This window comes from Wolbachia endosymbiont of Kerria lacca, from assembly GCF_051602725.1.
In the GTDB taxonomy this organism is placed as follows: domain Bacteria; phylum Pseudomonadota; class Alphaproteobacteria; order Rickettsiales; family Anaplasmataceae; genus Wolbachia.
In genome coordinates this window covers 199061-224211 of the sequence record NZ_CP192272.1, presented here as the reverse complement: position 1 = coordinate 224211, position 25151 = coordinate 199061, and the positions used below count along the sequence as shown (strand labels likewise).

At 34.6% G+C, this 25151-nt stretch carries 21 protein-coding genes and 2 pseudogenes; 8 read left to right on the top strand and 15 right to left on the bottom strand.

The window, feature by feature from the left end; genetic code table 11:
* Positions 1-48: 48 nt before the first annotated feature.
* Positions 49-285, top strand: a complete 237-nt coding sequence (gene infA / locus ACQ4M0_RS01070) for a translation initiation factor IF-1 (RefSeq protein WP_007302820.1) — start codon at positions 49-51, stop codon at positions 283-285.
* The gene (locus ACQ4M0_RS01065; RefSeq protein WP_007302819.1) at positions 282-872 is read left to right on the top strand and encodes a Maf family nucleotide pyrophosphatase; all 591 of its coding nucleotides are present in this window, start codon (positions 282-284) and stop codon (positions 870-872) included. Before infA ends, ACQ4M0_RS01065 begins: the two co-directional genes overlap by 4 nt.
* Here ACQ4M0_RS01065 and ACQ4M0_RS01060 read toward each other — a convergent pair.
* The 3 genes from ACQ4M0_RS01060 to ACQ4M0_RS01050 all read right to left on the bottom strand — a co-directional run bounded on the left by ACQ4M0_RS01060 (position 859) and on the right by ACQ4M0_RS01050 (position 5888).
* Positions 859-3072, bottom strand: a complete 2214-nt coding sequence (locus ACQ4M0_RS01060) for a hypothetical protein (RefSeq protein ID WP_438456483.1) — start codon at positions 3070-3072, stop codon at positions 859-861. The genes ACQ4M0_RS01065 and ACQ4M0_RS01060 overlap by 14 nt on opposite strands.
* Positions 3073-3387: 315 nt before the next feature.
* Complete coding sequence (locus tag ACQ4M0_RS01055) at positions 3388-4344, bottom strand: IS5 family transposase (protein WP_213863789.1); 957 nt, start codon at positions 4342-4344, stop codon at positions 3388-3390.
* 206 nt (positions 4345-4550) lie between these two features.
* Complete coding sequence (locus tag ACQ4M0_RS01050) at positions 4551-5888, bottom strand: alanine/glycine:cation symporter family protein (RefSeq protein WP_213863695.1); 1338 nt, start codon at positions 5886-5888, stop codon at positions 4551-4553.
* 639 nt (positions 5889-6527) lie between these two features.
* On the opposite strand from ACQ4M0_RS01050, the gene ACQ4M0_RS01045 reads away from it, so the two are divergent.
* Positions 6528-7418, top strand: coding sequence for a hypothetical protein (locus ACQ4M0_RS01045; protein ID WP_438456482.1), 891 nt, complete (start codon positions 6528-6530; stop codon positions 7416-7418).
* A 144-nt stretch (positions 7419-7562) separates the two neighbouring features.
* On the opposite strand, the gene ACQ4M0_RS01040 is transcribed toward ACQ4M0_RS01045, so the two are convergent.
* The 3 genes from ACQ4M0_RS01040 to ACQ4M0_RS01030 form a co-directional block, all read right to left on the bottom strand.
* Complete coding sequence (locus ACQ4M0_RS01040) at positions 7563-8066, bottom strand: protein-disulfide reductase DsbD domain-containing protein (RefSeq protein WP_438456481.1); 504 nt, start codon at positions 8064-8066, stop codon at positions 7563-7565.
* A gap of 287 nt (positions 8067-8353) precedes the next feature.
* Positions 8354-10012, bottom strand: coding sequence for a chaperonin GroEL (gene groL / locus ACQ4M0_RS01035; RefSeq protein WP_007302814.1), 1659 nt, complete (start codon positions 10010-10012; stop codon positions 8354-8356).
* An 89-nt stretch (positions 10013-10101) separates the two neighbouring features.
* Positions 10102-10392, bottom strand: a complete 291-nt coding sequence (locus ACQ4M0_RS01030) for a co-chaperone GroES (RefSeq protein ID WP_007302813.1) — start codon at positions 10390-10392, stop codon at positions 10102-10104.
* A gap of 112 nt (positions 10393-10504) precedes the next feature.
* Here ACQ4M0_RS01030 and ygfZ point away from each other — a divergent pair, with 112 nt between their 5' ends.
* The gene (ygfZ, locus tag ACQ4M0_RS01025) at positions 10505-11302 is read left to right on the top strand and encodes a CAF17-like 4Fe-4S cluster assembly/insertion protein YgfZ (protein ID WP_006012580.1); all 798 of its coding nucleotides are present in this window, start codon (positions 10505-10507) and stop codon (positions 11300-11302) included.
* Positions 11303-11429: 127 nt separating this feature from the next.
* Entirely contained in the window at positions 11430-12329 is a 900-nt protein-coding gene (locus ACQ4M0_RS01020; protein ID WP_438456480.1) for a hypothetical protein, read from the top strand.
* A 755-nt stretch (positions 12330-13084) separates the two neighbouring features.
* Here the strand turns inward: ACQ4M0_RS01020 and ACQ4M0_RS01015 are convergent.
* Together ACQ4M0_RS01015 and ACQ4M0_RS01010 are read right to left on the bottom strand one after the other, a co-directional pair.
* A pseudogene (locus tag ACQ4M0_RS01015) lies at positions 13085-13750 on the bottom strand (IS6 family transposase).
* A 75-nt stretch (positions 13751-13825) separates the two neighbouring features.
* Entirely contained in the window at positions 13826-14815 is a 990-nt protein-coding gene (locus ACQ4M0_RS01010; RefSeq protein ID WP_213863688.1) for a ribonucleotide-diphosphate reductase subunit beta, read from the bottom strand.
* Between the two features lie 129 nt (positions 14816-14944).
* Here ACQ4M0_RS01010 and ACQ4M0_RS01005 point away from each other — a divergent pair, with 129 nt between their 5' ends.
* Positions 14945-15283, top strand: a complete 339-nt coding sequence (locus tag ACQ4M0_RS01005) for an outer membrane protein assembly factor BamE (protein ID WP_007302809.1) — start codon at positions 14945-14947, stop codon at positions 15281-15283.
* Between the two features lie 30 nt (positions 15284-15313).
* On the opposite strand, the pseudogene ACQ4M0_RS01000 reads toward ACQ4M0_RS01005, so the two are convergent.
* Positions 15314-15709, bottom strand: a pseudogene (locus tag ACQ4M0_RS01000) (hypothetical protein); the annotation flags it as partial.
* 293 nt (positions 15710-16002) lie between these two features.
* The gene (locus ACQ4M0_RS00995; RefSeq protein ID WP_246485284.1) at positions 16003-16170 is read right to left on the bottom strand and encodes a hypothetical protein; all 168 of its coding nucleotides are present in this window, start codon (positions 16168-16170) and stop codon (positions 16003-16005) included.
* A gap of 97 nt (positions 16171-16267) precedes the next feature.
* On the opposite strand from ACQ4M0_RS00995, the gene ACQ4M0_RS00990 reads away from it, so the two are divergent.
* Positions 16268-17767, top strand: a complete 1500-nt coding sequence (locus ACQ4M0_RS00990) for a WH2 domain-containing protein (RefSeq protein ID WP_438456479.1) — start codon at positions 16268-16270, stop codon at positions 17765-17767.
* Here ACQ4M0_RS00990 and metG read toward each other — a convergent pair.
* The 3 genes from metG to ACQ4M0_RS00975 form a co-directional block, all read right to left on the bottom strand.
* Positions 17764-19293 carry a methionine--tRNA ligase gene (metG, locus tag ACQ4M0_RS00985; protein WP_213863712.1) on the bottom strand — a complete coding sequence of 510 codons (1530 nt, stop codon included), beginning with the start codon at positions 19291-19293 and terminating at the stop codon, positions 17764-17766. The two genes, ACQ4M0_RS00990 and metG, sit on opposite strands and share 4 nt — an antisense overlap.
* An 11-nt stretch (positions 19294-19304) precedes the next feature.
* A complete protein-coding gene (locus ACQ4M0_RS00980) occupies positions 19305-20333 on the bottom strand; it encodes a hypothetical protein (RefSeq protein ID WP_438456478.1) in 1029 nt (342 codons plus the stop codon).
* An 83-nt stretch (positions 20334-20416) separates the two neighbouring features.
* On the bottom strand, positions 20417-21820 hold the full coding sequence (locus ACQ4M0_RS00975) for an NAD(P)H-dependent flavin oxidoreductase (RefSeq protein ID WP_052264766.1): 1404 nt from the start codon (positions 21818-21820) through the stop codon (positions 20417-20419).
* 135 nt (positions 21821-21955) lie between these two features.
* Between ACQ4M0_RS00975 and coaE the strand changes: the two genes are divergently transcribed.
* The gene (gene coaE, locus ACQ4M0_RS00970; RefSeq protein WP_007302729.1) at positions 21956-22534 is read left to right on the top strand and encodes a dephospho-CoA kinase; all 579 of its coding nucleotides are present in this window, start codon (positions 21956-21958) and stop codon (positions 22532-22534) included.
* Here coaE and ACQ4M0_RS00965 read toward each other — a convergent pair.
* Positions 22524-23708: a ribonuclease D gene (locus tag ACQ4M0_RS00965; protein ID WP_012481740.1), complete on the bottom strand. Its 1185-nt coding sequence runs from the start codon at positions 23706-23708 to the stop codon at positions 22524-22526. The genes coaE and ACQ4M0_RS00965 overlap by 11 nt on opposite strands.
* A gap of 84 nt (positions 23709-23792) precedes the next feature.
* A complete protein-coding gene (locus ACQ4M0_RS00960; protein WP_213863713.1) occupies positions 23793-25112 on the bottom strand; it encodes a dihydroorotase in 1320 nt (439 codons plus the stop codon).
* Positions 25113-25151: the final 39 nt, after the last annotated feature.

Here is a 25151-nt window from a genome sequence, read left to right as displayed (position 1 = left end):
TTAAAATCTATAGTAGACTGAAAAAGATTATTAAATTATAATACGACAATGATAAAAGAAGACAAATCAAAAACAATTTTTGAAGTGGAAGGGGCAGTAACTGCTTTACTACCTGCAGCAGAATTTAGAGTGAAGCTGGACAATGAACATGAGATTATCTGTCATGTATCAGGAAGAGTGAGAAGAAGTAAAATACGTATTATTATAGGCGATAGAGTGTTAGTTGAGATGAGTATTTATGATAGGAATGCAAGAAAGGGTAGGATAATAAAAAGGCTAAAGTGATAGAACAATCTCTAGATAATCTTATTCTTGCTTCATCATCAGAAAGGCGAGTAGCCTTACTCAAACAAATAAATATTAAGCCAGGTTTGGTTTTGCCAGCAGATATAGATGAATCGCCTTTGAAGAAAGAACTGCCAAAAGATTACTCAATCCGTATGGCAAAAAGTAAAGCCGAGAAAATACAAAGTGCAAATCCAAATTACTTTGTGCTTGGTGTGGATACAGTTGTTGCTTGTGGTAGAAGGATATTGCTCAAAGCTGAAAACGTTGAACAAGCAGAAAAATGCGTTCGCTTGTTATCAGGAAGAAGGCATAGAGTATACACCAGTGTGTGTTTATTAATTCCTGATCAATCTAAACAGCATATTAGGACTGTAGTTACAATAGTGAAATTTAAGCGTCTCAGCGAACAAGAAATTAAATATTATTTAGCATCAGAAGAGTGGAAAAACAGGGCAGGGGGATGCAACATACAAGGCCTTGCGGGAATGTTTGTATTATTTTTACGTGGTTCTTACTCTTCTGTAATAGGGTTACCATTACATGAAACCAATTGCTTGCTAAGTAATTACTTTAACCTATACTAATACCACTGTCCTTTTTTTGTTTTTCTTCAGCAATAAGTTTAGCCCAGATTCTATTTCTATTTGCTAATGCAATTCTATTGCGATCAGGACTATCATTGCATTCTGTTAAAGTATCTTTTCTTTCCTCTTCTACTATTCCAGCTTTCAGTTGTGCTGCATCTTTTTCTAGCAATTTATATAGTTCGCTATTTTTGTCTATAGTCAGATTAGTATTATCATTTTCTTGTTCTGCTACTTTTCTTTCTAATAACTTACGTACAGGGTCATATTTTTTACCTTCTTTTACTTCTTTCAACATACTTTCTGAGAATAAATCTTTAGTAGCCTGGTCTCTCAATCCTTTATTCAATTTTTCCAATGTATCTTTTGGTTCAATGGTTTCTAATTTCCTCTCTAATTGTTCAGGATTTACCTGAAAATTATCGTGGCTAGTGTAAGTTGGAGATGAGTAACCTGAGTCGTTTATTTCTTCCTCCGCTGCATTGTCTTTTAGCAATCCAGCTGCTAATAAATGTTCTTTTGTTTGTTCACTCATTTTCTTTTGATTTACTGGTTTTAGCGGGAATTTCTGAGTTTCTTTATCCAACCTACTGGTAAATTCCGTAAGTAGGGTATAATCTCTTTTTTCAACATTCATTAGGCTCGCTTTTAACTGTCCAGAATTTACTCGAGATTGTTCATGATTAGAGTGAGTTGGAGATGAATAGCCCGAATCGTTTGTTTTTATATCTGTTGAGCTGTATTCTAGCGATTCATTTTCTTGTTCGGTTTCTTTTTGTTCATCGTTTCCTCTTTCTTCGTTTTCCTTAGTGCTAAGATAATCTTTTTCTTGTTTATAATCTGATTGAGGTTTTGAAAGCGTTATATACTCATCTTCGTTATCGCTCCAACCATCTTCGAAGTCAGAAAATTCTTCACCATACTTACTTTCACTACGTAATAACTCATTTTTTGCTTTCCATGCAAGAATCGAAGCTACATCATTTAGTGATTGCTTATTTCCAGTATTGCTTGATTCTTTAGCGTTTTCATACTTAAATGCACCTTTAACTTTTTTGAATGCAACGTCTTGTGCTGCTGCAGTGCTTTCATTAGTTGTAGGATCAAAAATTGCACCTTTTTGCCGATTATTAGATATTTGCTCACTTTCATCTGATCTTCGGCTTCCAGATGCAGTATATCCAAACGTAGTAAATGTAGACTGCCTATCGTTTTGATTTTGGCTTACAGATTTGGTGAAAGCAGTACTGTTTGAATGATCAGAATATGGAGAATTGTAGTTATTTCCACTATTAATCCGTATTGGCTGATACTCACCTTTTTGCTGATTATTAGGTAATGAACTAGTTCTAGTTGGCAGTAACGGTGGAATCTTTTTAGCAGATGCGTTATTAGAATGTGTAGTGCTAGTCGTTGCATGCTTAAACTTAACTTCTTGATCTTGAGTAGCTTGAACGCCAACACCTTTACTAATATCATTTTCTATGAAAGTTTCAGATGATTGTTGATTCTCTTGTTCTTGTCCTTTCTCCTTGAATTGTATTTGATATAGGAATAAGCCACCTATTTTTACATCTGTGTTTGCTTTTAATTGTTCCTCAGTAACACCATTACGTTCAGTGAGATCTACACCATCTTTATCAATCTTGATTTTGATAGTACATTTTTTGCCATTTTTGTCATGCCAATTCAAAGTCATTTCATATGAACCATCGGTTACAACATAATGCCTTATTCTTTTCTCTCCTTCTTCGGCAACAAAACCGTGCATTCCGCTCTTTCCATCACTATGCAGCGTTGAAAATCCCGAAATTCCTTTCTTCTGACAAAAGTCACTATTTAAAAACTCGCTGATTTTAAACTCTTTTTTGTCATCTCCCAGTGTAATACTTGCGTGATCGCCATATATTGAAACTCCTGCGATATCATCAACATACTCTTTTAACCTTGCTTTAACTTCACTTTCAAGCTTTTGTTCGGCTTTCTTTATCTTGTTCTGCTCTGGAAGAATAACTTCATAAGCTTTATTTTTGTCTTCATCTGTCTCCAAATTCCAGACGGAGTGCTCTATTAGAAACTTTACTGCATTAAAACCAACTCTGGAATTATAAATTGGGTCGTCTTCCTTTTTTATTTCATCGAATAAAGTAAAAAATCCTCGAATGAATTCATGATATTGTTGTGTGCTTTGAGTATTCATATTTTCCCTCACTAATAACCCTCTGCCTTTTAGCCTTAGCTAGTACAATTATTACGGGAATTGATTTAGTTTTTATTAAAGAAGTTGTATTGCTAACGTGATGACATGAGCTATTTTATGTTCACATCGAGCAATTTAAGTTGTCATTCCAGTCTGGAATCTAGATTTTTCTAGACTTGATCCTATAGTCAAATTCATAACTACAAACGTTGTAATATAAGAGTAATTTTCACCAAAAAGTATGTCATTTGAGTAGCTGACACTGGAATGGCTTTGTTGCACAGCTCTTCGGATAGTGGGTAATGTATAATAAATTCATGAAGCTATATCAAACTTAGCCATGCCTATTTCAGTAAATTTGTTAAGCAAATAACACTTGAGTAGCAGTTCCTTCTCACGATTAATCTCAGATTTATTCCTAAAACTAAATCCAAATATTTGCTTCAGTCGCGAGAAAAAACTTTCTATATAAGATCTCTTCCAATAATTTATCTCTTTTTTCCACCTCTTCATACCATCTTCATCATATGACTTTATGAGCTTGATTGTAGAATTTCTCTCATTCATATAATCCAACTTTGGATGCTCTACTGCATTATTTTGCGGAGGAATCCTTGTCTTTATGTCAAGCTCATCGCACAGTTTGTATAACTTCTTTCGATTATATGCCCTATCTGCATATATCGTGCTTATGTTATACTTGGTATCCACTCTTTCAATAAGATCACAGGCTCCATAGTGGTCGGAATAAACTCCACTACTGTATTTTGCAGCTATAACTTTTTTACTACCTATCTCTAGCATTACATGTAGCTTTCTTGTTTGCTCATAGCGGCGATACTTTCTATCTGTACCATTTGCCTTACTATGGCCTGGAATATTATTGTAGATGCTGATACCTGTACTATCTATAGCAATTTCAATATCTTCCATATCGTTCTTATCAACTCTGCAGTCGTTGATTTTGATATTAAGCTTTTTAAACCTTCTTGAAGCCTGCGAATAGCTGATAATTTGCAAAATTTTCCCTATTTGCTCAAGATATTTCTCTATAAATCCCACTGTTTGCCTAAGACCAATCCTGAATAGATAGGTTATTATGTGAATTAGAATCACTACTTTGTCGCTGTAGACATTGTTGCCACCTGCTACTTTTGGACTATTTTCGTACCAATTTTCAATGGCATCGTTGATATAATGAAAAACATTTCCCCTTTCTTGAAGAAATTTGTTATATTCATTGCAGTTACTGACTTTCATTCTTATTGGCATATTTTTCCTTTGTCGGCTAAATATCTATTTTATAACAAATTCCATCAGTAACTGCCTGTTCTTTCCTTGAGTGGTGCAACAAAGCCCACTGGGATCCAGTGGCACTCAGTTAGTGAGCATAAAAGTATTATGTTAAAACATAAAATTTTTGATGAAGTTCATGAAAGGCTGGATTCCAGACTGGGATGACAACTTAAAATATTGCTTTAGCTCTGTTTTTGCAACTTCAGGTATTTGCTACTCATAGTAAATACTTCTGGATCTTGAGAAGTGAGCTTGAGTATAGCAAGTATGTTTATGAGTAGCAAAGCAGCAATTGAAATATCAGCGATATCCCAGAGTAACTTAACTCCACCGATTGCACCAAATGGAATGATTAAGGTAAAAACTACAGTCCAGATTTTAGTGTATTTATTATCCATAGATACATAGCGTATTGTTTGTTTTGAACAAAAAAACCAAGTAAAGATAGTAGTAAAGGCAAAACAAAACATTATAGCCATAATTAAATAGTCAGTATAGGGCCAATTCATAGCTTTTCTAAAAGCAAAAATGCACATGTTAGTGCTCTCTAAATCAGTAATCCAAGAATCTGTGACAAGCAGTACCATTGCTGTAATGAACACTATGAGTGCAACTATAAAAGGAGATATTATTGTGATTAGACTCTGTTCAATGATAAATTTATTGTTATTTTTTTTAGGAGTAATCGAGGAGTGTACAATTCCTTCGAGGCCAAGTCCTATATCTGTTGCAAAAATACCTCGCAGAGTTCCTACTTGAATAATAGTCAACATTTCTAAAATTAAACCTAAAGATAAGCCAGAGTTAAAGCTACTAGTTGTGAAAAAATTGCTTGTTATTAGTTTTAGAGAAGGAAGAATATTTTCACTAAACTTCAATAATATGATACCGCAAAGTGTCAGGTAACTTACCGTCATTATCGGTATCATAGCCGATATAAAAATTTTAATTTTTTTTAAGCTGAGAGCTGCAACAACAAAAAATATTATGGCCATTACAATGCCGCCAATGACTACAGGTATATCTACCATGCTGAGTGGTATTGATAGAGAATTTACCTGAACAAGGTTACCAACTGTTATTGAAACCATCATCATAATAACTAGAAACACAACTGTAGCTTTTCTAGAATTAAATGCATCAGTCATGTAGGCTACAGGTCCACCTATAAACCGTCCATTTTTTTCTTTTCTGGTTTTTATACTTAGGTAACAAGTAACATATTTTATCACAGAAGTAACAACAATAATTATTGCCATCCATAAAATGGATCCTGGTCCTCCGGTTTTTAGAGCAACAGCAGTGCCTGAAACGTTTCCTACTCCTAAATTTCCTCCTAAGATTGTAAACAGGGCGGCTATAGAAGAAAATTTATTTTCTCCTCTTTTAGCTCCAATAAGTGAAACGGCATACGGTAGTCTAAACACCTGTAACCATTTTAGTTTAACCGATAGGTAAACACCAGCAACTAGTATGAGTAGTATTGTTGGCAGTAAGAAAACAAACTTTACTGTATCCATCTGTAAAAGAGAGATTTTTACTTGAGTATATAGCAAAAGTTGAAAAATACCTAACCTATTTTCTATGTATGACTTCGGTTTCATTATTATAGCACCTCTTAATCTTGTCATACCAATCACAACTGATTGTAATATGGTACAATGTTCATACAATGTCATTCCAGTGCTTAACACTGGAATATTGTGTTTTTACATAAGGTTAGCTGCTTTTATACTTATCAACTTAGTGTCTAATCTGGATGCCAGAGGGCTTTGTTGCATAGCAGGAGAAAAACTAGCGATTACTGACAAAATTCATTATAAAATAGCCATTTAACCGCTTAAGGATAAATATATCATAAAAAATGAGAGTCAGTAACCAAGGTAAATATAACAAATTTTTCCAAGAAATAGGAATATTTTCATTTAGGCAAGGTGTTGATAAGAAGTTTAAGCTACAAGAGCATTAAATATAGTGATGAAGCACGAGAATATCTAAATCACACATATTGAGAAGCAACCTTCAACAAGTGTAGATGGAGCACAAGCACAATCTTTAGCAGGTGAAAAGAAACAACTATAGTTTTCGTTATTGTTTAGTGTTGACCTAGAAGGTCAACACTAATATATACCTCTATATAGCTAATATGTGGAGGTAATATGGTGGTAGATAATCCAAAAGCAGTTAATAATCAGGATTATTTTGATAAAAGTAATCGTTTTTATTTGCGCCTAAAAGATAATTTTTTTCAAAATGTGAATCCAGGTAGTAAAGTGACTATCGATTCTGAAGAGAAGAACGAAGAAGTTAGTATTGATGATGATGAAAAGTGGTTTAAACACTTTTCTACTGTACTTTCCAATGAAGAAGGACAGGAAAAGTATAGATATGAGGTTAATGGCAGGTATGAATATAAACATGCCAATAAGTACGGTAGCAAAAATGTCGTAGGTGCAATTGCTCAGAAAATTGCAAAAGATGTAAAGGAAAGTATAAAAGATAATACTTTAGAATATATAGGAATTAAAGAAAGTAGAAAGAAAGGTAAGATTAAGCCTGCACTCAGAATTATGCTTGGCGATCCTACAAAATCAATAAATGTGGTTGATGTTTTAAATAGTGATCTATGCAGAAAATATGGTGTAGATGGAATTACATTATTGCTGCCTAGTAAAAGCAAATGTGAAACAAGGGGAATACGCTGCAGAGTTGATGAGAATGGAACAAGAATTTATGAAGTAGCTAACGGCTCATATTATATGACTTTAAATTGGTATGCTGAAGGAGAAGAGTGTGAAATGAAAATTATCATTAGTGATAATGGTGCTGTAGAGTTTATTGAAAGCAATGGTGTCACTTGGGAGCAATTAGCTGCAAATAAAGAAGTAAAAGTAGGAAGACAATATGAAGCGAAGCCTTTATATGAAGCATTGTCATATTTAAAGCGAGAAGGCTCTGAAGTAATAAAAGGATTTTATCCTTCAACAAGTGTGGAAAGCATACAAATCACTACAGGAGTTAATAAGCAAGCAGCTCTTTCAAAGTTATAATTTTCGTTATTGATTGAAATGAAGCCTTTTGGGGACCAAAAGGCTTCATGATCGAAATTTTTGGAAAGATCTTTATTGGAAAATTCAGGCACAGGAATAACATTTTTAAGCTATCGTATAACTATCACTTGCTCGCTGGGAGCTCTATTTTTCATACCACTCATTTATGAGTTTATTGATATCGGAATCCATAAAATCCTTTAGTGGTTGACTGGTTTTTATCTCGGCATTTTTAGGGATACACCTATCTTTACATATTGCGTACTTTATATGAAAGTTAATATCAGCGTATTCCTGATTTGGAATGATATTAGTTTTAAAGGGAAATAACACCATATCTTCATATATGTTACTAACAAATGTAACTTCCCCAACTTTATCTTCATGTTCCTTGGGAGTAGACCAATGAATATCTATATTTGATATGTTACCCTGACAGTCAAAGGAAGTAGGAAGGCCGAAATCTCCAGAGTCTTTGTAATATATATGCCAACCTGGTTTTATTGTAACCTTTATTGCGCCTTCAATGGTAAGGTTTGCTTTATTTACCTTACCAATGAGCAGATCAAATTTTGCAACTTCTTCTTCAGCGCACAATTGAGTGCAAGAAAAAAGTAAAAGTAGGATTGAGTATATACGTATTTTCATAAATACTCTATTTATGAAGAAAATAATTTAAGTTCTATCTATTATAATAAAAATATTATATAAATCATTTATTAATATAATATTATACTAATAGTAATATACTAGCAATTATAACTTTCATATATTATTTTTTTATTTTTAAGCAGTTATAATATTAAAGAGACGTAACAAATATAAATAGTAGTGGCTTTGCATAGAAAATCACAAATTTATTTCCTTTATAAATGTAAGACTTTTTAGAACTAGAAAGATACCTTGGAGCAAGTTGCTCCAAGGCTCTTGTTTACTTAGAATCCACCCATTCCGCCCATTGCTCCTGCACCCATAGGTGATGAAGCATTTTCTTCTTTGTTTGGTAGATCAACTATCATAGATTCAGTAGTAATAAGTGCGCTTGCTACAGACACTGCCGTTTCAAAAGCAATACGAACTACTTTTGCCGGATCAATTACACCAGCTGTTGATGCATTAGCGTAGTTCATAGCCTCAACGTTGTATATAAGCTCTTTATCATTCTGCTTAATCAAATAGTCAATTATAACAGCAGATTCAAGACCAGCATTTTTAACCAATCTTTTGATTGGAGCACTGAGAACTTTTTTGACAATGTTGATACCTATTTGCTCTTCATCGCTTGAAGCTTTTAGCTTATCAAGAGCAGATGCAGCGTAAAGAAGTGCAACTCCTCCACCTGGAACTATCCCTTCTTCAATTGCAGCTCTTGTTGCATGAAGTGCATCTTCTACTCTATCTCTACGTTCTTTTACCTCTACTTCAGTTGCTCCACCAACTTTGAGTACAGCAACGCCGCCTGATAGTTTTGCTAAACGCTCTCTTAGCTTTTCTTTGTCATAATCAGAGGTTGAAGTTTCAATCTGAGATTTAATCTGGTTAATTCTAGCATTTACTCTGTTTTGTTTGTCACAGTCGCTGTCTTCACTAACAATTGTGGTATTGTCTTTAGTGATTTTAACATTTTTAGCAGTACCAAGATCTTCAAGAGTCAAATCTTCCATCTTGATTCCAAGCTCATCTTTTATGACATACTTAGCACCTGTTAAAGCTGCTATATCTTCGAGCATCTCCTTTCTCCTATCACCAAAACCTGGAGCTTTTACTGCAGCAACTTTTAGACCACGTAATTTGTTGATCACTAAAGTGCTTAATGCTTCACCTTCAACATCTTCTGCAATGATAAACAAAGGTTTACCAGACTTAAAAATAGCCTCAAGAATAGGAAGTAAAGGTTGAATAATATTAAGTTTTTTTTCTGTAATCAGCAAATATGGATCATCAAGCTCCACGCTCATCTTTTCATTATTTGTAACAAAGTATGGAGAGAGATAACCACGGTCAAACTGCATACCAGTTGTAAGTTCAACTTCTAATTCTTTTGAACCCTTACTCTCTTCAACAGTGATGACGCCTTCTTTTCCAACCTTTTTAACAGCATCAGCAATGCTATTACCAATATCTTTATCACCATTTGCAGAAATTATTGCAACTTGTGCAACTTCATCCATTTTCTCTAAAGAAATTGTGCGAGACATTGATGTAATTTCCTTTAATATCACATCTTTTGCCTTCTGTATTCCATTTTTGATACAAATACGATCATTTCCAGCTGCAATTGACTTTGAAGCTTCCATTATCATATTGCTAGTCAGTATTGAGCATGTTGTGGTACCATCACCAACTTTGTCATTACACTGAGAAGCACTTTGAGCAATGGTGCTTACTATCGCAGAGTGTAATGGTTTTTCAGGCTTTATACCTTTCATTACCTTATAGCCATCCTTTGTGACCTCTGGTCCACCATATGGCTTGCTAATTCCTATTGTATTTCCCCTAGGCCCTGCAGTTGCTCCCACCGTTGAGTCAACCATTGCTGCAACTTCACGAAAGGCTTCTTGCAACTGTTCGCCTGATACTACTATGTTAGCCATTTTTATCACTCCTTAAATTAATAAAAAATTTAGAATATTAAAATACATAATGCACTATATAGCGCATTAGTTTAGTAAAATAGGGATACCTACTTGATAACAGCAAGTAGGTCTGACTCCTTCATCACGACATACTTTTCATTGTCATGCTCTACTTCTGTGCCAGCCCACTGCCTGTAGAAAACCTTATCACCAGTTTTTACAGTTAAAGCTATACGCTCTCCGCTTGAGTTGCGTGAACCACTACCAATTGCTATAACTTCACCTTTAGTAGGCTTCTTTTCAGCACTTGATGGTAGTACAATTCCACCTTGTTTTTCTTCAGTAATAGGCTTTATTAGCACGTTATCATCTAATACATTCAAATTTACACTTGACATTTATGTTTCCTCATTAATAGATTAACCTACAATTCTATGTAGTCATCTAAAGGTTACATTTCAAGGGTTGGAGTTAGTAAAAGTGTATAATTAAGATTTGAACAGAAGTTTTATGGGTTACATACCGCTAGCAAACCGTAGTCTAATATCTTTATACGGACCAGATACGAGAGATTTTCTTCAGGGTGTTATAACAAATGATATTAATAAACTAAGTAGCCAGCAGGCAATTTACTCTTTATTACTCAACCCTCAGGGAAAATATCTGTACGATTTTTTCCTCATTGAGCATGATAAATATATTTATTTGGAGTGTGAAAATGCCCATCTACAGCAAATAATTGAAAAATTAGACTTGCTCAAAACTTACCTTAGAGTGAGGATTAAAGACATTAGTTCACTATATAAGGTTGGAGTTTTGTTTGATGCTAAGTTGGCGAAGTGTAGTAGTAAGTCACAAGTTATTTTTCAAGATCCAAGGCACAAGCTGCTAGGAATGAGGATCATACATGAAGATGAAATAAAAGAACCGGTTGGAGATTTTATTCAGTATGAAAAAGTTAGAATTAAAAACCTTGTCCCAGATGGAGCAAAAGATATGGTGCAAAATTCATCATTTCCGCTGCAATATTTAATCGATAAGATAAATGGTATAAGCTTTAATAAAGGGTGCTATATAGGTCAGGAAGTTGTAAATCGAATGAGCAGACAAGAAAAATTCAGAAGGAAACTTTACCTTGTTGAGGGAAAAAATGCACTTCCAAATATTGGCACTAAAGTAATCAGTGAACATAATGAAGAAGTAGGAGAACTACGCTCTAGTGTCGACAATATTGGACTTGCATTGCTTAATACTGGAAAAAGCCACGCAAATTTATATGTCGGTGGAGTTAGCATTAAGACGTTATAAAATATCTATTCGAGTAAAAGCCCCTTTTTCTTGTTTAAGTGTTTGCAATACTAGTTAAATTCTTGACTTTATTATTTAAATATATCATAATTAAAGTATATTATTATTTTTAGTAGGAGAGTTTGATATGGCGTTAACAGAAGAACAAACAACTTTACGCAATGATCTAGAGCTTGTAATAAAAGGAACCGGAACTAAGGATATAGTTCCAATACTTGAAGAAGCTAAAACAGAAGATCTTTTTGCTGTTTTTAAATTATATAGAGATGAAAAAGGAGACGAAGATTCTCCTGATATAAGAGTTAGCCTTTTATTCGATCTTCTTGGTAAGAATAAAATTTGCGGATCAGCCGTTTTCGATATGGTTAAAAAGAGAAATATATTAAAAGAATTTTTAAGTATCGATCTTAGCTGTGTAAAATCGGATAATGGTATTCGCGAAGATTATAGAATGGCTGATATTATTGTGAAATCTTCAGTTAATATAACTGAAGATTTAGATTTAATCAAAGACAAATTTGGATTAAAAGAGTTTTGGAAAGCTTTACCTGAAGATTCAGATCGTAATATGATTAAAGGTGCTTTAAAAAGAGAGATGGGGAAACTGGGAGATGATCAAGAGAAAAGTAAATATAAAAATTTTCTAGAAGAAATCAGTATAATCGAATCGGAACAAGCGTTCAATACAAGAACGTTAAGGGGAATGGAAAGGACACTAGATTTTGGAGATAACCGTGAGTTAAGGAAAAATGCAGTTAAGAAAGGAATGAAATTTGGTGCTATTGGTGGTGCTATAACTGCATTGGCAGTTGGGTTGGGATTGTATTTTGGTACTGGTGCCGCATTAACGGCATTGCCGACTATAATTGGTATAGCTTTAGTCGCTGCATTATTAGTTGGAGCTACGATTGGTGCTATTACGTACGATGTTTTAAAGCCTAAGAGTTGTATAGATACCGTTTATACGACAAAAGGGTTTGACACTGTAAAACAAGAAACTAATACAGCGACAGGTATATCAGTTTAATTAAGTAGAGCGAAGAAGTTTTCTTCCTTTTTCTCCAAATTTTTTACTTCGTTAGGTACCCTTAATCCTATTCAGGGTACCTAGATCTGATAATAGGTGTAACCATAAACTCGTGCAAAAGCCCCTTTTTCTTGTTTAAGTTATTCACAGAATTGTTAATAACTAAGTTGATAACCTAGTAGAGTATATAATTTTACATTTCTGAGTACTTTGGAGATCTATAATAAATATGATCTCCAAATACTAATATATAATTGAGAATAAAAAAACTGTGGATAACTCTGAAAAGTTATATTTATTTTAATATTTAAAAAAAAAAAAAGAAACAACCATTAAGGGAGCTAAGCTAATACAATCATATAAAAGATTACATATTTGGTTATAGTTTTAATATTTTTCTAACAAAAGCCAATAAGGGGGTAGTCTTGGAAAATTTTTCCTAAAAGATAAAATTTTTAAGTGCTTTTGAAGTGATACTTTAGGTATTTTTAAAGTAATACTTTTAAAGTATCAATTGAACATTTTTGAGCATTAATCTGGAGGTTCAACAGGCACTTTTTTATGCTGTTTGAGAAGAGCAAAAATTGCATTTTCTCTTGCTGAAAGCTTGTGTTTCTTATATTTTCCATAATATACATTATGTAATTTTTAATACTAACAAAAACATTTCCCAAATTTTTACACAGCAACCTATCTGGTTCTGTTGCATCTATAAACCATAGAAAAGAAGATCATTAAAGCTGGGATTATAGGAGTTATAGAGCCATTAACATAGCAAAATTCTCAAAAGTAGAAACATTGTCATTAGCTCCGATAATTTGTTTTTTCTGAATCATGCGAATATTTTCTATACCTGTAATAGTAATCTTTGCGGAATGAAAATTTTTAAAACTAAGCATAGGCTTTATTCGCTTCTTGATAAACCTCTCAACAATATTATTTAGATATTTTATTTGAAGAACTGTGATTCTATAATCTTCAGAAATTTCTGCATTCAAATCATCAAGAGCAGCAGTATTACTGCCGCTTTTATCAATGACAATTTTCTCAGGAAGATAGTTACTCCTGAAGGCTTTACGAAAGAATGCAAGTGCTGCAGACTTGTCTCTACTAACACACAAGAGGAAGTCTACAGTATTACCAATAGTGCTCTATATAAATAAACCCATTTACCGTTTAATTTAATGTAGGTCTCTCCAACTACTACCAACCTGCTTCTTTCTTTTCTTTACTGCCTAATCTATCAGTGGTGATAACCCACTTTGTAACGTAGCATGGTCAATTTTTGCTCCCCTTATACTCATAATTTCTTCCAAATCTCGATAGCTCAAAGAGAATCGACATTTCATGTATACAGATAACATCGCTGAAAAGCTAAATCCTTTGAAGGATGGCAATAATTTTTTATTGATACGAAACATCTTTGCTTTATTTTTAGACAATTATATCATTCTTTTTTCTACTTCCCTACAAATGCGACAGAACCGAAGTTACTGCTATTCACTTTTTGTATAGTTTTTAGCAAAAGCTTCCTCCCAAGTGCCTTGAGTTGCTGCACGGCTATACTCTGTTACTCTATTTTCAAAGAAATTTGTATGTTCCACGCCATTTAGTATTTCATCAAGCCACGGAATAGGGTTATCTTTAACATTATATATAGATTTAAGACCTAATTGCGTTAACCTTCTGTTTGCTATGTAACGTATATAATTGCGCACTTCCTCTGCAGATAGCCCTTCAACATCTCCTAAATCAAAAGCAAGACTTATAAATTCATCTTCAAGTTCAACAATAGTGTGACATGCAGAATATAATTCTTCTTTGAACTCGTCATTCCAAATTTCATTATTCTCTTTAATAAACGTATTGAACAAATTGATAATTGAATTGGTGTGCAAGGTTTCGTCACGTGCTGACCAAGCAATTATTTGCCCCATACCTTTCATTTTTCCAAACCGTTGAAAATTGAGCAAAATTGCAAATGATGCAAATAACTGCAATCCTTCAGTGAAGGCACCAAATACTGCTAAAGTTTTAGCAACATGTTTTTTATCTTGCTTTTTACTTTCCTCAAATTCTAACATATATTCATACTTCTTTCTCATAGCATCATATTTTAAGAATGCTTGATATTCACTTTCTGGCATGCCAATCGTATCTAGAAGGTATGAATAGGCTGCAATGTGTATAGTCTCCATATTGGAAAAGCTTGCAAGCATCATACATATTTCTGTTGGCTTAAATATATTTGAATAATGCCTCATATAGCAGTTATTTACTTCAATATCTGCTTGAGTAAAAAACCTAAAAATCTGGGTCAATAAATTTTTCTCTACATTCGAAAGTTTAGTTTTCCAATCTTTCACATCATCAGCAAGCGGAACTTCTTCAGGTATCCAGTGTATCCTTTGTTGCTGCAACCATGCATCATATGCCCAAGGATAATTAAAAGGCTTGTATATTGGATCTGCTTCTAGCAATGACATAAGGTACCTAATTATTTTGAAGTAAATATTATATTAAATGATATTGAGAATCAGTCAATTTAACTTTTTTGAAATTTGACGACAGATAGTTTATCAGTGTATTATGATTTCAAATAATTAATTGACGAAATGCGAGTATTAATATCTTTTATTTTATTATTTACAGTGAGCTGCACTCACACTATTCACAATCACGGAGTTCCTGGCATTAATATTGAACTGTGGAGCAAAATACAAGTAGGTGATGATAGAGAAAAAGTGGTTCATACTTTAGGATCGCCAACACTAGTATCAAAGTTCGACGAAAATGTTTGGTACTATGTCTCATATAAAATTAAACAAGCTAACTTCTTGGGAAAAAGGAAGTACAGTAGTAAGTCTCTGCAAATTTCGTTTAATCAGAATGACGAAGTTACAGATATAAGAGAAATCAACGTTGCAGAAAGGTCTTTAGCTGTTGTTGATTGAAAATTTGCTGATCTATTTTTCATTACAAGTATCAGCACTTTGAGCTATTTCATTGTTAGAGTGGGGATAATCATCCGGATGATGCCCCTCATCACCGTAGTCCATACCCATTCCTTCTGATGGCATATCTTCTCCACCTCCACCTGAAAAATATTCAGCAAGACTTTCAAGAAATTTTATGCCAAACATATTACCTGATTTCCCAAATAACGTTACTAGACTGCTACCACTTACCAAACCTTCAAACACATTATTATAAGCAGCAATTGCTCCTTCATGAAAGTTGAACATCCACTTCATTCCATCCACAATTGTTGCAACAGAGTCACTATGACCAAGACCGAAACCACTTTTCTCACTAGCGGCTTCCTGGTGTTGCTGCTGTGCCTGCCATTCTGCAATATTTGGACCTTGTGCTTCACTCATAAACTTTTATTCTAAGCCTTAAGCTATTATTTTACCAAAAACACTGTAAAATATCAATTGTTTAAGAGAGGTTATCATAAAAATATCTAACACTAAGCTATTTTTATGATTCTGAATACCAAAACATCGATGATGTGCTGTGGTAAAAAAGTGATGACTTGAGGTTTAAGATAGCTTCTATTTCTTCTTAGAAGACTGCTCCTCTCTCTTTCCTTTTTATTTTATTATCTTAATGTTAACTTACTCAAAAATTATTAACAAGTACTAATAATTTAATTATTAATAACATTATATTAATAATAAGGAAGAGAAATTCCTACTACTGATTCATCTAATAATAAAATACCTGCATCAGTTCCACCACCACCTCCTTTACCACTCGAAGGTTTAAAGAATTGGACACCTCCACAGGATAATAAAAAACCTTCTAATTTGGCTACATCAGGAATTAGCAGTCGCACTGAACCAAAAAAAGGTCAATCTAAGAGTCCTGTTCAACAATCATCTCTTAATTTTGCAGAAAATCCACTATTTAAGAAAATACAAGAAAAAAATAATGTGGATAGCAAAAATGCAGATGAAGGAAGCAAGAATAGTACTCATGTTAAGAATCCAGAAATAGCGCTCAGTCATAAAGAAGAAGATAATGCGAGTGACAAAACTAAAAATGATAGAAGCAATACTAAACAGGGTGTGCCGAAAAAACCTATGACTGAACAACATAATGGTGTACACTCTGATAGTGAAAATCAAAAGTCATCTGTAGCAGAACAAAAAAAGGCAACTGCCTTAAAATATTCAATTGCTATTTTGTTATTGTGTACATCCGGTCCTGTAGCTGGAGTATGCACGTATTTTATCATTTCAGCAGTATTAAGTAGTGCTGCAGTGCCAGTTTCTTCTGCAGTTATTGCTTTTGTTTCTGCATCGGTTATGTTGAGCTTAGCTGCATATCTTATCTATTCATACCTTTCTGCAATAAACAGCGAGAAAGGAGTTGATCCTGGTAGAAAACAATCACAAGATTTACAGAAAGCAAAAGGACTTGAACATAGCAATACTCCTACACCATCATTTCCAGTAATGTCTGGAATACCCATTGTACCACTACTACCTCCACCACCTCCTCCATTGCCACAAAATGCTGCACCACTACCATCTCCGCCGCCTCCTCCTACAGCTTCCAAGTATACGGAGAAACCTAAGAATGGTGCACCGAAAAAGGCTAATGAATCTAAGCATGATCGTTCTGATCTGCTTGAACAGATAAGAAAAGGTGTTATTTTGAAGCCAGTTCCAAAGGATGGTTTAAAAATACCTCAAAAACAAGAGGAGGAAAGTGTTGCTGAAAAGCAAGAGAGCGACGTACAATCGCGAAACAAAGAAGTACATCAAATAAGGAAAGTTGAAAATCAAAAAACTGACAAAGAGCAAAACAATAGTGAGAGTATTCAACAAGGAAATTATATGAATGAGGGTTTGAAAAGCAAAGTTCTAAAGCAAAGAAATAAAAGTGGTTTTCAAGATGAAGAGCTAGATTCCTTAGACAAACAAGATGATTCTCTTTGTAGTTTGGAAGAATCACTTATAGAACCAAATAACACGTCCAATAAAGAGCTAAAGAAACCCGTACAACCGCTAAACTTACCAATAGTATTAAAGAATATAATGTCCAGTGAAAATCCATTACTAAATAGCCCTAGTAATAATTTATTGAGCAATAGTAGTAATGTATCTGATGATGAAGAGTGGGATACATCCCAAGATTCTATGTCTTTTCAGTGTGATAATATAAAACAAGAGAAAATGAAGAATAGGGATAATTATCCATATTCAGCTTCTTCTTCAACAAAACCAGGTGAGGTAGAAGATTCATCAAATCCTCCTGTAGCCGAGATCATAAAGCAGCTTGATCAAAACAAAAATAAAGTCATTTCTTCCAAAGTAGACAACGGTATAAACACATCAAAACAGCAAGGTACCTTTGTTGATTCTGTTGAACTAAGCAAATTAACTACACAACGACCAATTCAGCCTGGTTTACTAAGGGTTCTTTAAATATCAAACCTCAAAAAAATCGGCGTAGGCTTAGGTAATGTAACACCTAAGCTTACACATGCGTTGCACAGAGATTTTAAATCACGTTGTTCTTTTGGAGTCTGTAATTGGTCAAGTATTATTTCTGCTGACTTTGGAACAATTGGCTGCAATAAAATACCAATTATTCTGATATATTCGAGTAATTTATAAATCACTAAATTCATGCGCTCTCTATCGGTTTTACTGAGTGTCCAGGGTGCACTTTTATCTATGTAAGCATTGGCCTTGGAAGAGATATTGATAATCAGGAGTATAATCTGGTTAAATTCATACTTTGATAGATGATCCATTACTTGATCAATTATGGCTTTGCAATTTGGTAAACTCTCATCATCTTTAAGCAAATTGCGATCGACCACTGGTACAACTCCAAAGCATTGCTTGTGCAGAAATGAAATTGTTCTTTGCACTAAATTGCCTATATTGTTTGCCAGCTCTGAGTTTATGCGGCTGATCATGTTCTTCTTACTGAAATTACCATCTTGACCGAAACTTGCTTCCCGAAGGAGAAAATAGCGTAGTTGATCAACACCAAACTCTTCTGCAAGATTAATTGGATCTATAACGTTACCAAGGGATTTGGATATTTTTTCCCCCTCGTTTAGCCACCAACCATGAACTGCAATTTGCTTTGGCAGTGGTAAATCTGCTGCAAGAAGAATAGCTGGCCAGTATACAGCGTGAAAACGCAATATGTCTTTACCGATCACATGAATGTTGAAGGAGTTTGTCCAAAACTTCTTATATTCCTCATCTTCTATATTAGGAAAGCCTATTGACGTGAGATAGTTAGTGAGCGCATCTATCCAAACATAAATTACGTGCTTGTCATTCCCTGGTACTTTTATTCCCCAATTAAAACTAGTACGAGAAATCGAAAGGTTAGTAAGTCCTGATTTTACAAACGATACCACCTCGTTTTTTCTGCTCTCAGGAAAGATGAAATTCGGATGATTTTCGTATAACTCTAGTAATTTATTTTGCCAACTTGACAAACGAAAAAAGTAGCTCTCTTCTTTTATCCACTGAACTTCAGCGCCTGTTGGTGCTCTGCCATCTATCAACTCTGATTCCTGATAAAACGCTTCGTCACGAACTGAATACCAACCTGAGTAAGAATCCAGATATATTTGCCCTCTCTCTTCAAGCCTATTCCATAGAGCTATAACTGCTTGTTCATGACGTTCTTCTGTGGTGCGGATAAAATCATCAGAATTAAAGTTCATTAGCTCAGCTAATTTTCTGAACGTAACACTTATTTCATCTGTAAATTCTTTTGGCTCTATTCCCTTTGTTTTAGCTGCTTTTTCAATTTTTTGTCCATGTTCATCTGTACCAGTAGTAAATTTGACGTTCTTTCCAGCTAATTTCATAAATCTAGCTGTAACATCACAGATAAGGGAAGTATATGCGTGGCCGATATGTGGCTTGTCGTTTACGTAATATATTGGCGTAGTGATGTAAAAGCTCTCAAATTGCTCCATTTTGTACTAGTTTAAAGCTTTATCGTATCTGCACTAGTAATAAAAATCAATACATATCCTACCAGACAAGCAATCTGAAAATCCATTATACCGCTGCGCGTTGCAGCGGTATTCTCGATTAGTAACTTATGGTTTAGCAGCACAACCTCTAACTGTTGTGTCGCATTAGGATCACCAAATGCATACCCAGGTGTGCCATCATAAGAAGGAGCACTTGAAGCAGTATTAGGATCTTGAGGAGAGTAAGGAGGTGGTGGTTCAAGATTAGAAGAATCTCCCAAATCATATCCAGGTCCTCGTTTATGATAATTATCTACCACTTCTTCAGCCTTCTTAATATTTTCTGACTCTTTCTCATGTTTCATATGAAAAGCCACACCACCAGCAAAACATACAAGAGAATTAATACCAAGAATGACTAAACCCCAAACTGGTAAGACTGGGTTAATAGCGCAACCTACCAAAGCTGCTAAAGAAATTGCACCAACTGCAAATTCTATATTTCTGAACATTTTAAGTTTATTATCCAGGTAATCTACCTTTTCTGATTTTCTAGCCGTTTTTTCGCTGCTGTTGTACCAAACACACATTAAAGCATGGAAAGCAACACACGTAACTACAGCTACTATCCCTAAAGCTAATAATTTCCTGTTGTCTTCTGCGTCTTTTTTCTTATCTTCTCTGCATGGCTGGTTACTGCTACCGGAACCAAGGTTATTTATCACTGTAGTATGACCACTAAACAGGTTGCTAAGTAGTAAATAATCCCAAAAATCTAAACCTCTATTATTGTGTACATGTACGTGTGTAACCTGAGGGCTTGTAGGTTGTTGCCTACTATCACGTCGATCACTTCCTATATTGTGTTCATTAGTTGGGTTATAGCGCCTAAATTCCTTATACGCATTTTCAAAATTTTTATCACTCCAGTTCTCAATATTTTGCATACCACGAGAACGTAAAAATTCTTGAACATTCTTATCACTGCCATTTTCTTTTATATAGGCAAGTGCGTACCTTTTTAAAACACTATCGCGCATAGATATTCCCCTCAAATTAAGATTAAATTAATAAACAATTATTACTATAAATTATATAGAATAATGTCTTCTTGTCAAGTTAGTCATAAACCAACCAATATTCTATCTACCAATTCTTTTACTGTCGGTATGCAACCATTTTTATAAAATGGGTCTTGCTTAAATTTGTACACATTGTGCCCAGAAAACATGAGTTCATTTTCAACATTGCCGTCATGTACAATGTTTTGCAGTGTCTTTTGTATACAGAAACTCCGTGGATCTGGCTTTCGCCCTGTTGAATGGTCACCATGATCTTTCCAATTGCTAAACAGACAATGGCTCAAACATCCCATGCAATTAATTTGATCTTGTCTTATTTCCGCAAATTTGCCTGGCGTCACAAAAATAACAGTTGTATCTGGAGTTTTCATTACCTCTGTATACCCTGCTTTAATCCATGCATTTGCTAGCTCTTTGTCTTTTGCAGTGAGGTAAATCTTTCTACCTCTGCTACCCATTGCAAATTCATTATTAAACTCTCCACTCACATTTTCTGAAAATTTCATTTGACGTGAATTTCGTTCCTGTAGCTCATATATGAAGCTATTTCTTACTGCAGATGAGTAAAATCCTGTTGGACTAAATTTGTTTAAAAATACATCACCTTCTTCTAAAGTAAGTAACTTCTTTTTCCATTCTGTAGAAATCGGACTTTCTTTTGTTAAAAGTGGACGAGTGCCAAACTGAAAAGCTATTGGTCCGATTTGTAAATTGTCAAACCAATGTTCCCAATCCTTCAAATTCCACACTCCCCCCGCCATAACAATTGGCGTTTCAGAAAGACCGACCTCATTCATGAAAGATCTAAGCTCTGCAACTCTTTCAAATGGAGCCTGCGGTAATTCTGGGTCTTCACTATTACTGAGTCCATTGTGACCACCAGCAAGCCACGGATCCTCATATACTACTCCACCAAGTAAAAAAGAAGATATTTTTTGGTAAGCACGTTTCCACAACGCTTTAAAAGCGCGCGCCGATGAGATAATAGGGTAGTAATAAACTTGATATTTAGCTGCAATTTCTCCAAGCCTGTAAGGCATACCAGCACCGCAAGTGATGCCATGAACTAAACCTTTTGCTTTTTCTAATATGCCATGAAGGACTTGTTCTGCTGCTCCCATTTCCCAAAGCACATTCATATGTATTCTTCCACGGCCCTTTGATATTTCATTCGCTATTTTTGCTTGACTAACTCCAGCCTCAATACTATACTTAATTAATTCCTCATGCTTTTCATTTCTTGTTTTACCTCTATAAATCAGCGGCACCAACTCACCATTGTCATCAATAAGTTTAGCATTTGCACCAGAAAACGTACCAACAGCATCTGCTGCAGCAAATGCTCCACTTGACCTTCCATCACTGACTGCAATGCCTTTGCCGCCCTCGATGATTGGCCATACTTCCTTCCCTGAAATTGCTATCTTTTTTATCTTATTTTTCAAAATTTCCTCTTAATCTTTCACTCTATTTTACTTGATTGCTAAAAAAATAATAGCTTTTCTTTTAATGCACACAAATTCAGTTTTAAGTAGACATAACAGCTACGACACATATTCTTTTTAAGAAGTCTTTGATATATGATAATAGGTCTAACAGGTGGAATTGCAGTCGGAAAGAGCTTTGTAGCCAATTGCTTTAAAGAATTTGGTGCCGCTTTGTTTGATGCTGACTCTGTCGTACACCAGCTTTATAAAGTGGACAAAAACATAATAAGTTATGCAGAAGAAAAATTTCCTGGGGTAGTAGTAAATGGAAAAATTGATAGAACAGTATTGTCTAAATATTTTTTAGCACATGATGAAAATTGGAAGCAATTCCAGTCTTTAGTACATTCCGCTGTGCAAAATGAATTAGAATTTTTTATTGCTCATGAGAAAGAAAACAACAGAAAACTTCTAGTTCTAGACATTCCACTCCTGCTGGAAACGAGATTCCATTTGTATTGCGATTTTATTGTTTTTATCCATGCAGATAGCGTTGTGCAAGCTCAAAGGATTAGTGAGCGTAATATGGATAAAAAAAAGCTGGATCTAATGTCTAGTATTCAGCTCCCTATTGAAGAAAAAAAGCAAATGAGCGACTTTATCATCGATACCAGCGCAAATGTTCTTTCTCAAGTGAAAGATATAATAAACTCGTTAGACCTCAACACGTGATACGGTTATTCTCCACAAGATTACTCCGAATTTTAGCTGTACTATCAGCAGATTTTACCATTAAAATTTCAAACCTTGAGCCTGCATTCAAAAACGATTCTACTGATCTGCCGAAAAAATCATATCTCCATCCCTTGAACAATTTATCTATCTTCCCAGATATTGATCCAGCTAACTCATCTTTTGACGAAACTAACTTTCTCGATATGTTATTTTCCTTACATTTGCTCTCTAAAATAATCGAGAGTATATCAAAGACAGATTTATCATAATTATCCGACAGAGTATAATTTTGCTGCACAAATTCCTTCTCATTCTCATTGAAAATATCTATAAATTCTAATAAATCTTCCTCTTTTATATTTTTTGTGTTTCTCTTAAGGTCATCTAAAATGTCATCAATATGTTCCACGTTTTTTTCAATTAAACCAGTTATTACGGCATTATTGACTACCTTATTACGATTTATATTGTAACGCTGTGCTAAGGTCTCTTGCCACTCACTAACTGCTTTAACAGTTAACATCAACCTTGGATTTGCTTCATAATTAAATTTAATCCTCTTCCATGCATCTTTTGGATTATGCAAATACTTATTGACATCAACTATTGATTCCATCTCTTCTTGAAACCAGCCCATCCTATTATTTTCTTCAAGTTTATTGCACAATATTTGGTGTAGGTCATATAGGTGTATCACGTCATTTACTGCATAATCTAATTGATCCTCAGATAATGGCCGTTTTAACCAATCTGAATTTTTAGCTTTAATTTTATCCAGCGCTACCCCCTGATATTGCTCTACTACTTTTGAATAACCAATAAAGTCGTGATAATAATGACAAAACATAGCAGCAACTTGGGTATCAAAAATGGGAGTAGGAACACATTTAAGCACGGTGAGTAAGGATTCTATGTCTTGCCGACAACTATGAAAAACTTTGGTTATTTCTCGATTCAGCATTATTTTCTTAATAAGCGATAAGTCAATTCCCGGTACTAACACATCTACAATAAAACTCTTCTCTCCGTAAGAAATTTGAATTAGTGATAATCTAGGATAGTAGGTTAAATTGTTTCTAATAAACTCTGTGTCCACTGCTATAAATTTTGGATCTTTTGCCATCAATTCTTCACATGCATTCTCCAGCTCCGATGTCGTACTAATTAGCATATATTTTTTATTCAGTGGCTATATTTTACCACTTATATTGAATATTTACAATTGATTGAAATTGAGAACGCAACTGTATGATAACTAATTCTTCTGTAAATATACAGTTTTGCCAGACACAACGGTACGTATTACGCGCCCTTTCACTTTGCGTCCATCGAAAGGGGAATTTTTTGATTTACTAGCAAAGTTGTCAACTTTAATTTTCCATTCATGATCCAAATCAACTAAAATTAAGTCCGCTGCAAGGTTTTTCTGTATGCGGCCACGTGGCACATGTATGATATCTGCAGGCTTATATGTCAATTTTGCAAGCACATCAAGTAGACCCATTTGTCCACTGTGATATAGTTCAAGTGAAATGGGCAGCATTGTTTCAAGGCCAACAATACCAAATGCAGCATTTTCAAGTGGCAAATCTTTAGAACTAAGATCATGCGGAGCATGATCGGTTGCAATGCAATCAATCACACCTGTCTTTAAACCTTCAATCATAGCTAAACGATCCTCTTCAGTGCGAAGCGGCGGGTTCATTTTTGCGATTGCTCCGTGTTGTTTTACTATATCTTCAGTTAAAGTAAAGTGATGAGGAGTTACTTCACATGTAACATTTAATCCCAAATCTTTTGCACGTTTAATAGCATCAAGTGAATCTTTTGAAGAGACATGTAAAATATGGTAGTGTACATTTTCTATGTCCTTCATTAGCAGTATATCACGAGTTACCATAACCGACTCTGACGCACTCAAGATTCCCTTTATTCCCAATTCTTCAGAAATTTTACCTGCATTGATTGCGCCACCAGCAGATAGATTTAAATCCTCTGCGTGTTGAGCAATAGGAACACCAAGCATACTTGAATAAAGCAGTGCCTGTCTCATAATCATTGGATTCATAACTGGCATACCATCATCGGTGAAACCAACTGCACCTGCTTCCTTTAAGAGTGCCATTTCAGTTAATTTTTCTTCCGAAGTGGTGATTTTAGCGTAAAATTCCACATTCACATGCGAAGTTTCAAATGCTCTATATTTCAAATACTGAGCCAAGACAACACTATCAATCGCTGGAACAGTGTTTGGCTGACAAACTACAGTTGTAACGCCTCCTGCAGCTGCAGATTTACTACCCGTATGTATATTTTCTTTATGCTCTTGACCTGGTTCACGAAAATGCACGTGAATATCAATAAGGCCTGGCATTAGAACAAGCCCTTTACAGTCTATTGTTTCATCAACCCCACTTGTTGAAAATAACGATTCGCCAAAATCAACAATTTTATCCCCTTCAGTTAACAATGAACCTTTTATATCAAGTTTAGTTTCCGGGTCAATAATACGAGCATTGGTATACGCAATTTTATAGCCTTCCTTTTGGCCTGTCTGCAATAAACTCCAAATCATATTTTAGTATCAATTATAAAGTATAATCTAAAGTTTTTT

Excerpts from the sequence above, each read along its gene's own strand:
- infA (WP_007302820.1), top strand. The coding sequence starts at position 49 with ATGATAAAAGAAGACAAATCAAAAACAATTTTTGAAGTGGAAGGGGCA.
- ACQ4M0_RS01060 (WP_438456483.1), bottom strand. The coding sequence starts at position 3,072 with ATGAATACTCAAAGCACACAACAATATCATGAATTCATTCGAGGATTT.
- ACQ4M0_RS01055 (WP_213863789.1), bottom strand. The coding sequence starts at position 4,344 with ATGCCAATAAGAATGAAAGTCAGTAACTGCAATGAATATAACAAATTT.
- ACQ4M0_RS01050 (WP_213863695.1), bottom strand. The coding sequence starts at position 5,888 with ATGGATACAGTAAAGTTTGTTTTCTTACTGCCAACAATACTACTCATA.
- ACQ4M0_RS01045 (WP_438456482.1), top strand. The coding sequence starts at position 6,528 with ATGGTGGTAGATAATCCAAAAGCAGTTAATAATCAGGATTATTTTGAT.
- ACQ4M0_RS01040 (WP_438456481.1), bottom strand. The coding sequence starts at position 8,066 with ATGAAAATACGTATATACTCAATCCTACTTTTACTTTTTTCTTGCACT.
- groL (WP_007302814.1), bottom strand. The coding sequence starts at position 10,012 with ATGGCTAACATAGTAGTATCAGGCGAACAGTTGCAAGAAGCCTTTCGT.
- ACQ4M0_RS01030 (WP_007302813.1), bottom strand. The coding sequence starts at position 10,392 with ATGTCAAGTGTAAATTTGAATGTATTAGATGATAACGTGCTAATAAAG.
- ygfZ (WP_006012580.1), top strand. The coding sequence starts at position 10,505 with ATGGGTTACATACCGCTAGCAAACCGTAGTCTAATATCTTTATACGGA.
- ACQ4M0_RS01020 (WP_438456480.1), top strand. The coding sequence starts at position 11,430 with ATGGCGTTAACAGAAGAACAAACAACTTTACGCAATGATCTAGAGCTT.
- ACQ4M0_RS01010 (WP_213863688.1), bottom strand. The coding sequence starts at position 14,815 with ATGTCATTGCTAGAAGCAGATCCAATATACAAGCCTTTTAATTATCCT.
- ACQ4M0_RS01005 (WP_007302809.1), top strand. The coding sequence starts at position 14,945 with ATGCGAGTATTAATATCTTTTATTTTATTATTTACAGTGAGCTGCACT.
- metG (WP_213863712.1), bottom strand. The coding sequence starts at position 19,293 with ATGGAGCAATTTGAGAGCTTTTACATCACTACGCCAATATATTACGTA.
- ACQ4M0_RS00980 (WP_438456478.1), bottom strand. The coding sequence starts at position 20,333 with ATGCGCGATAGTGTTTTAAAAAGGTACGCACTTGCCTATATAAAAGAA.
- coaE (WP_007302729.1), top strand. The coding sequence starts at position 21,956 with ATGATAATAGGTCTAACAGGTGGAATTGCAGTCGGAAAGAGCTTTGTA.
- ACQ4M0_RS00965 (WP_012481740.1), bottom strand. The coding sequence starts at position 23,708 with ATGCTAATTAGTACGACATCGGAGCTGGAGAATGCATGTGAAGAATTG.
- ACQ4M0_RS00960 (WP_213863713.1), bottom strand. The coding sequence starts at position 25,112 with ATGATTTGGAGTTTATTGCAGACAGGCCAAAAGGAAGGCTATAAAATT.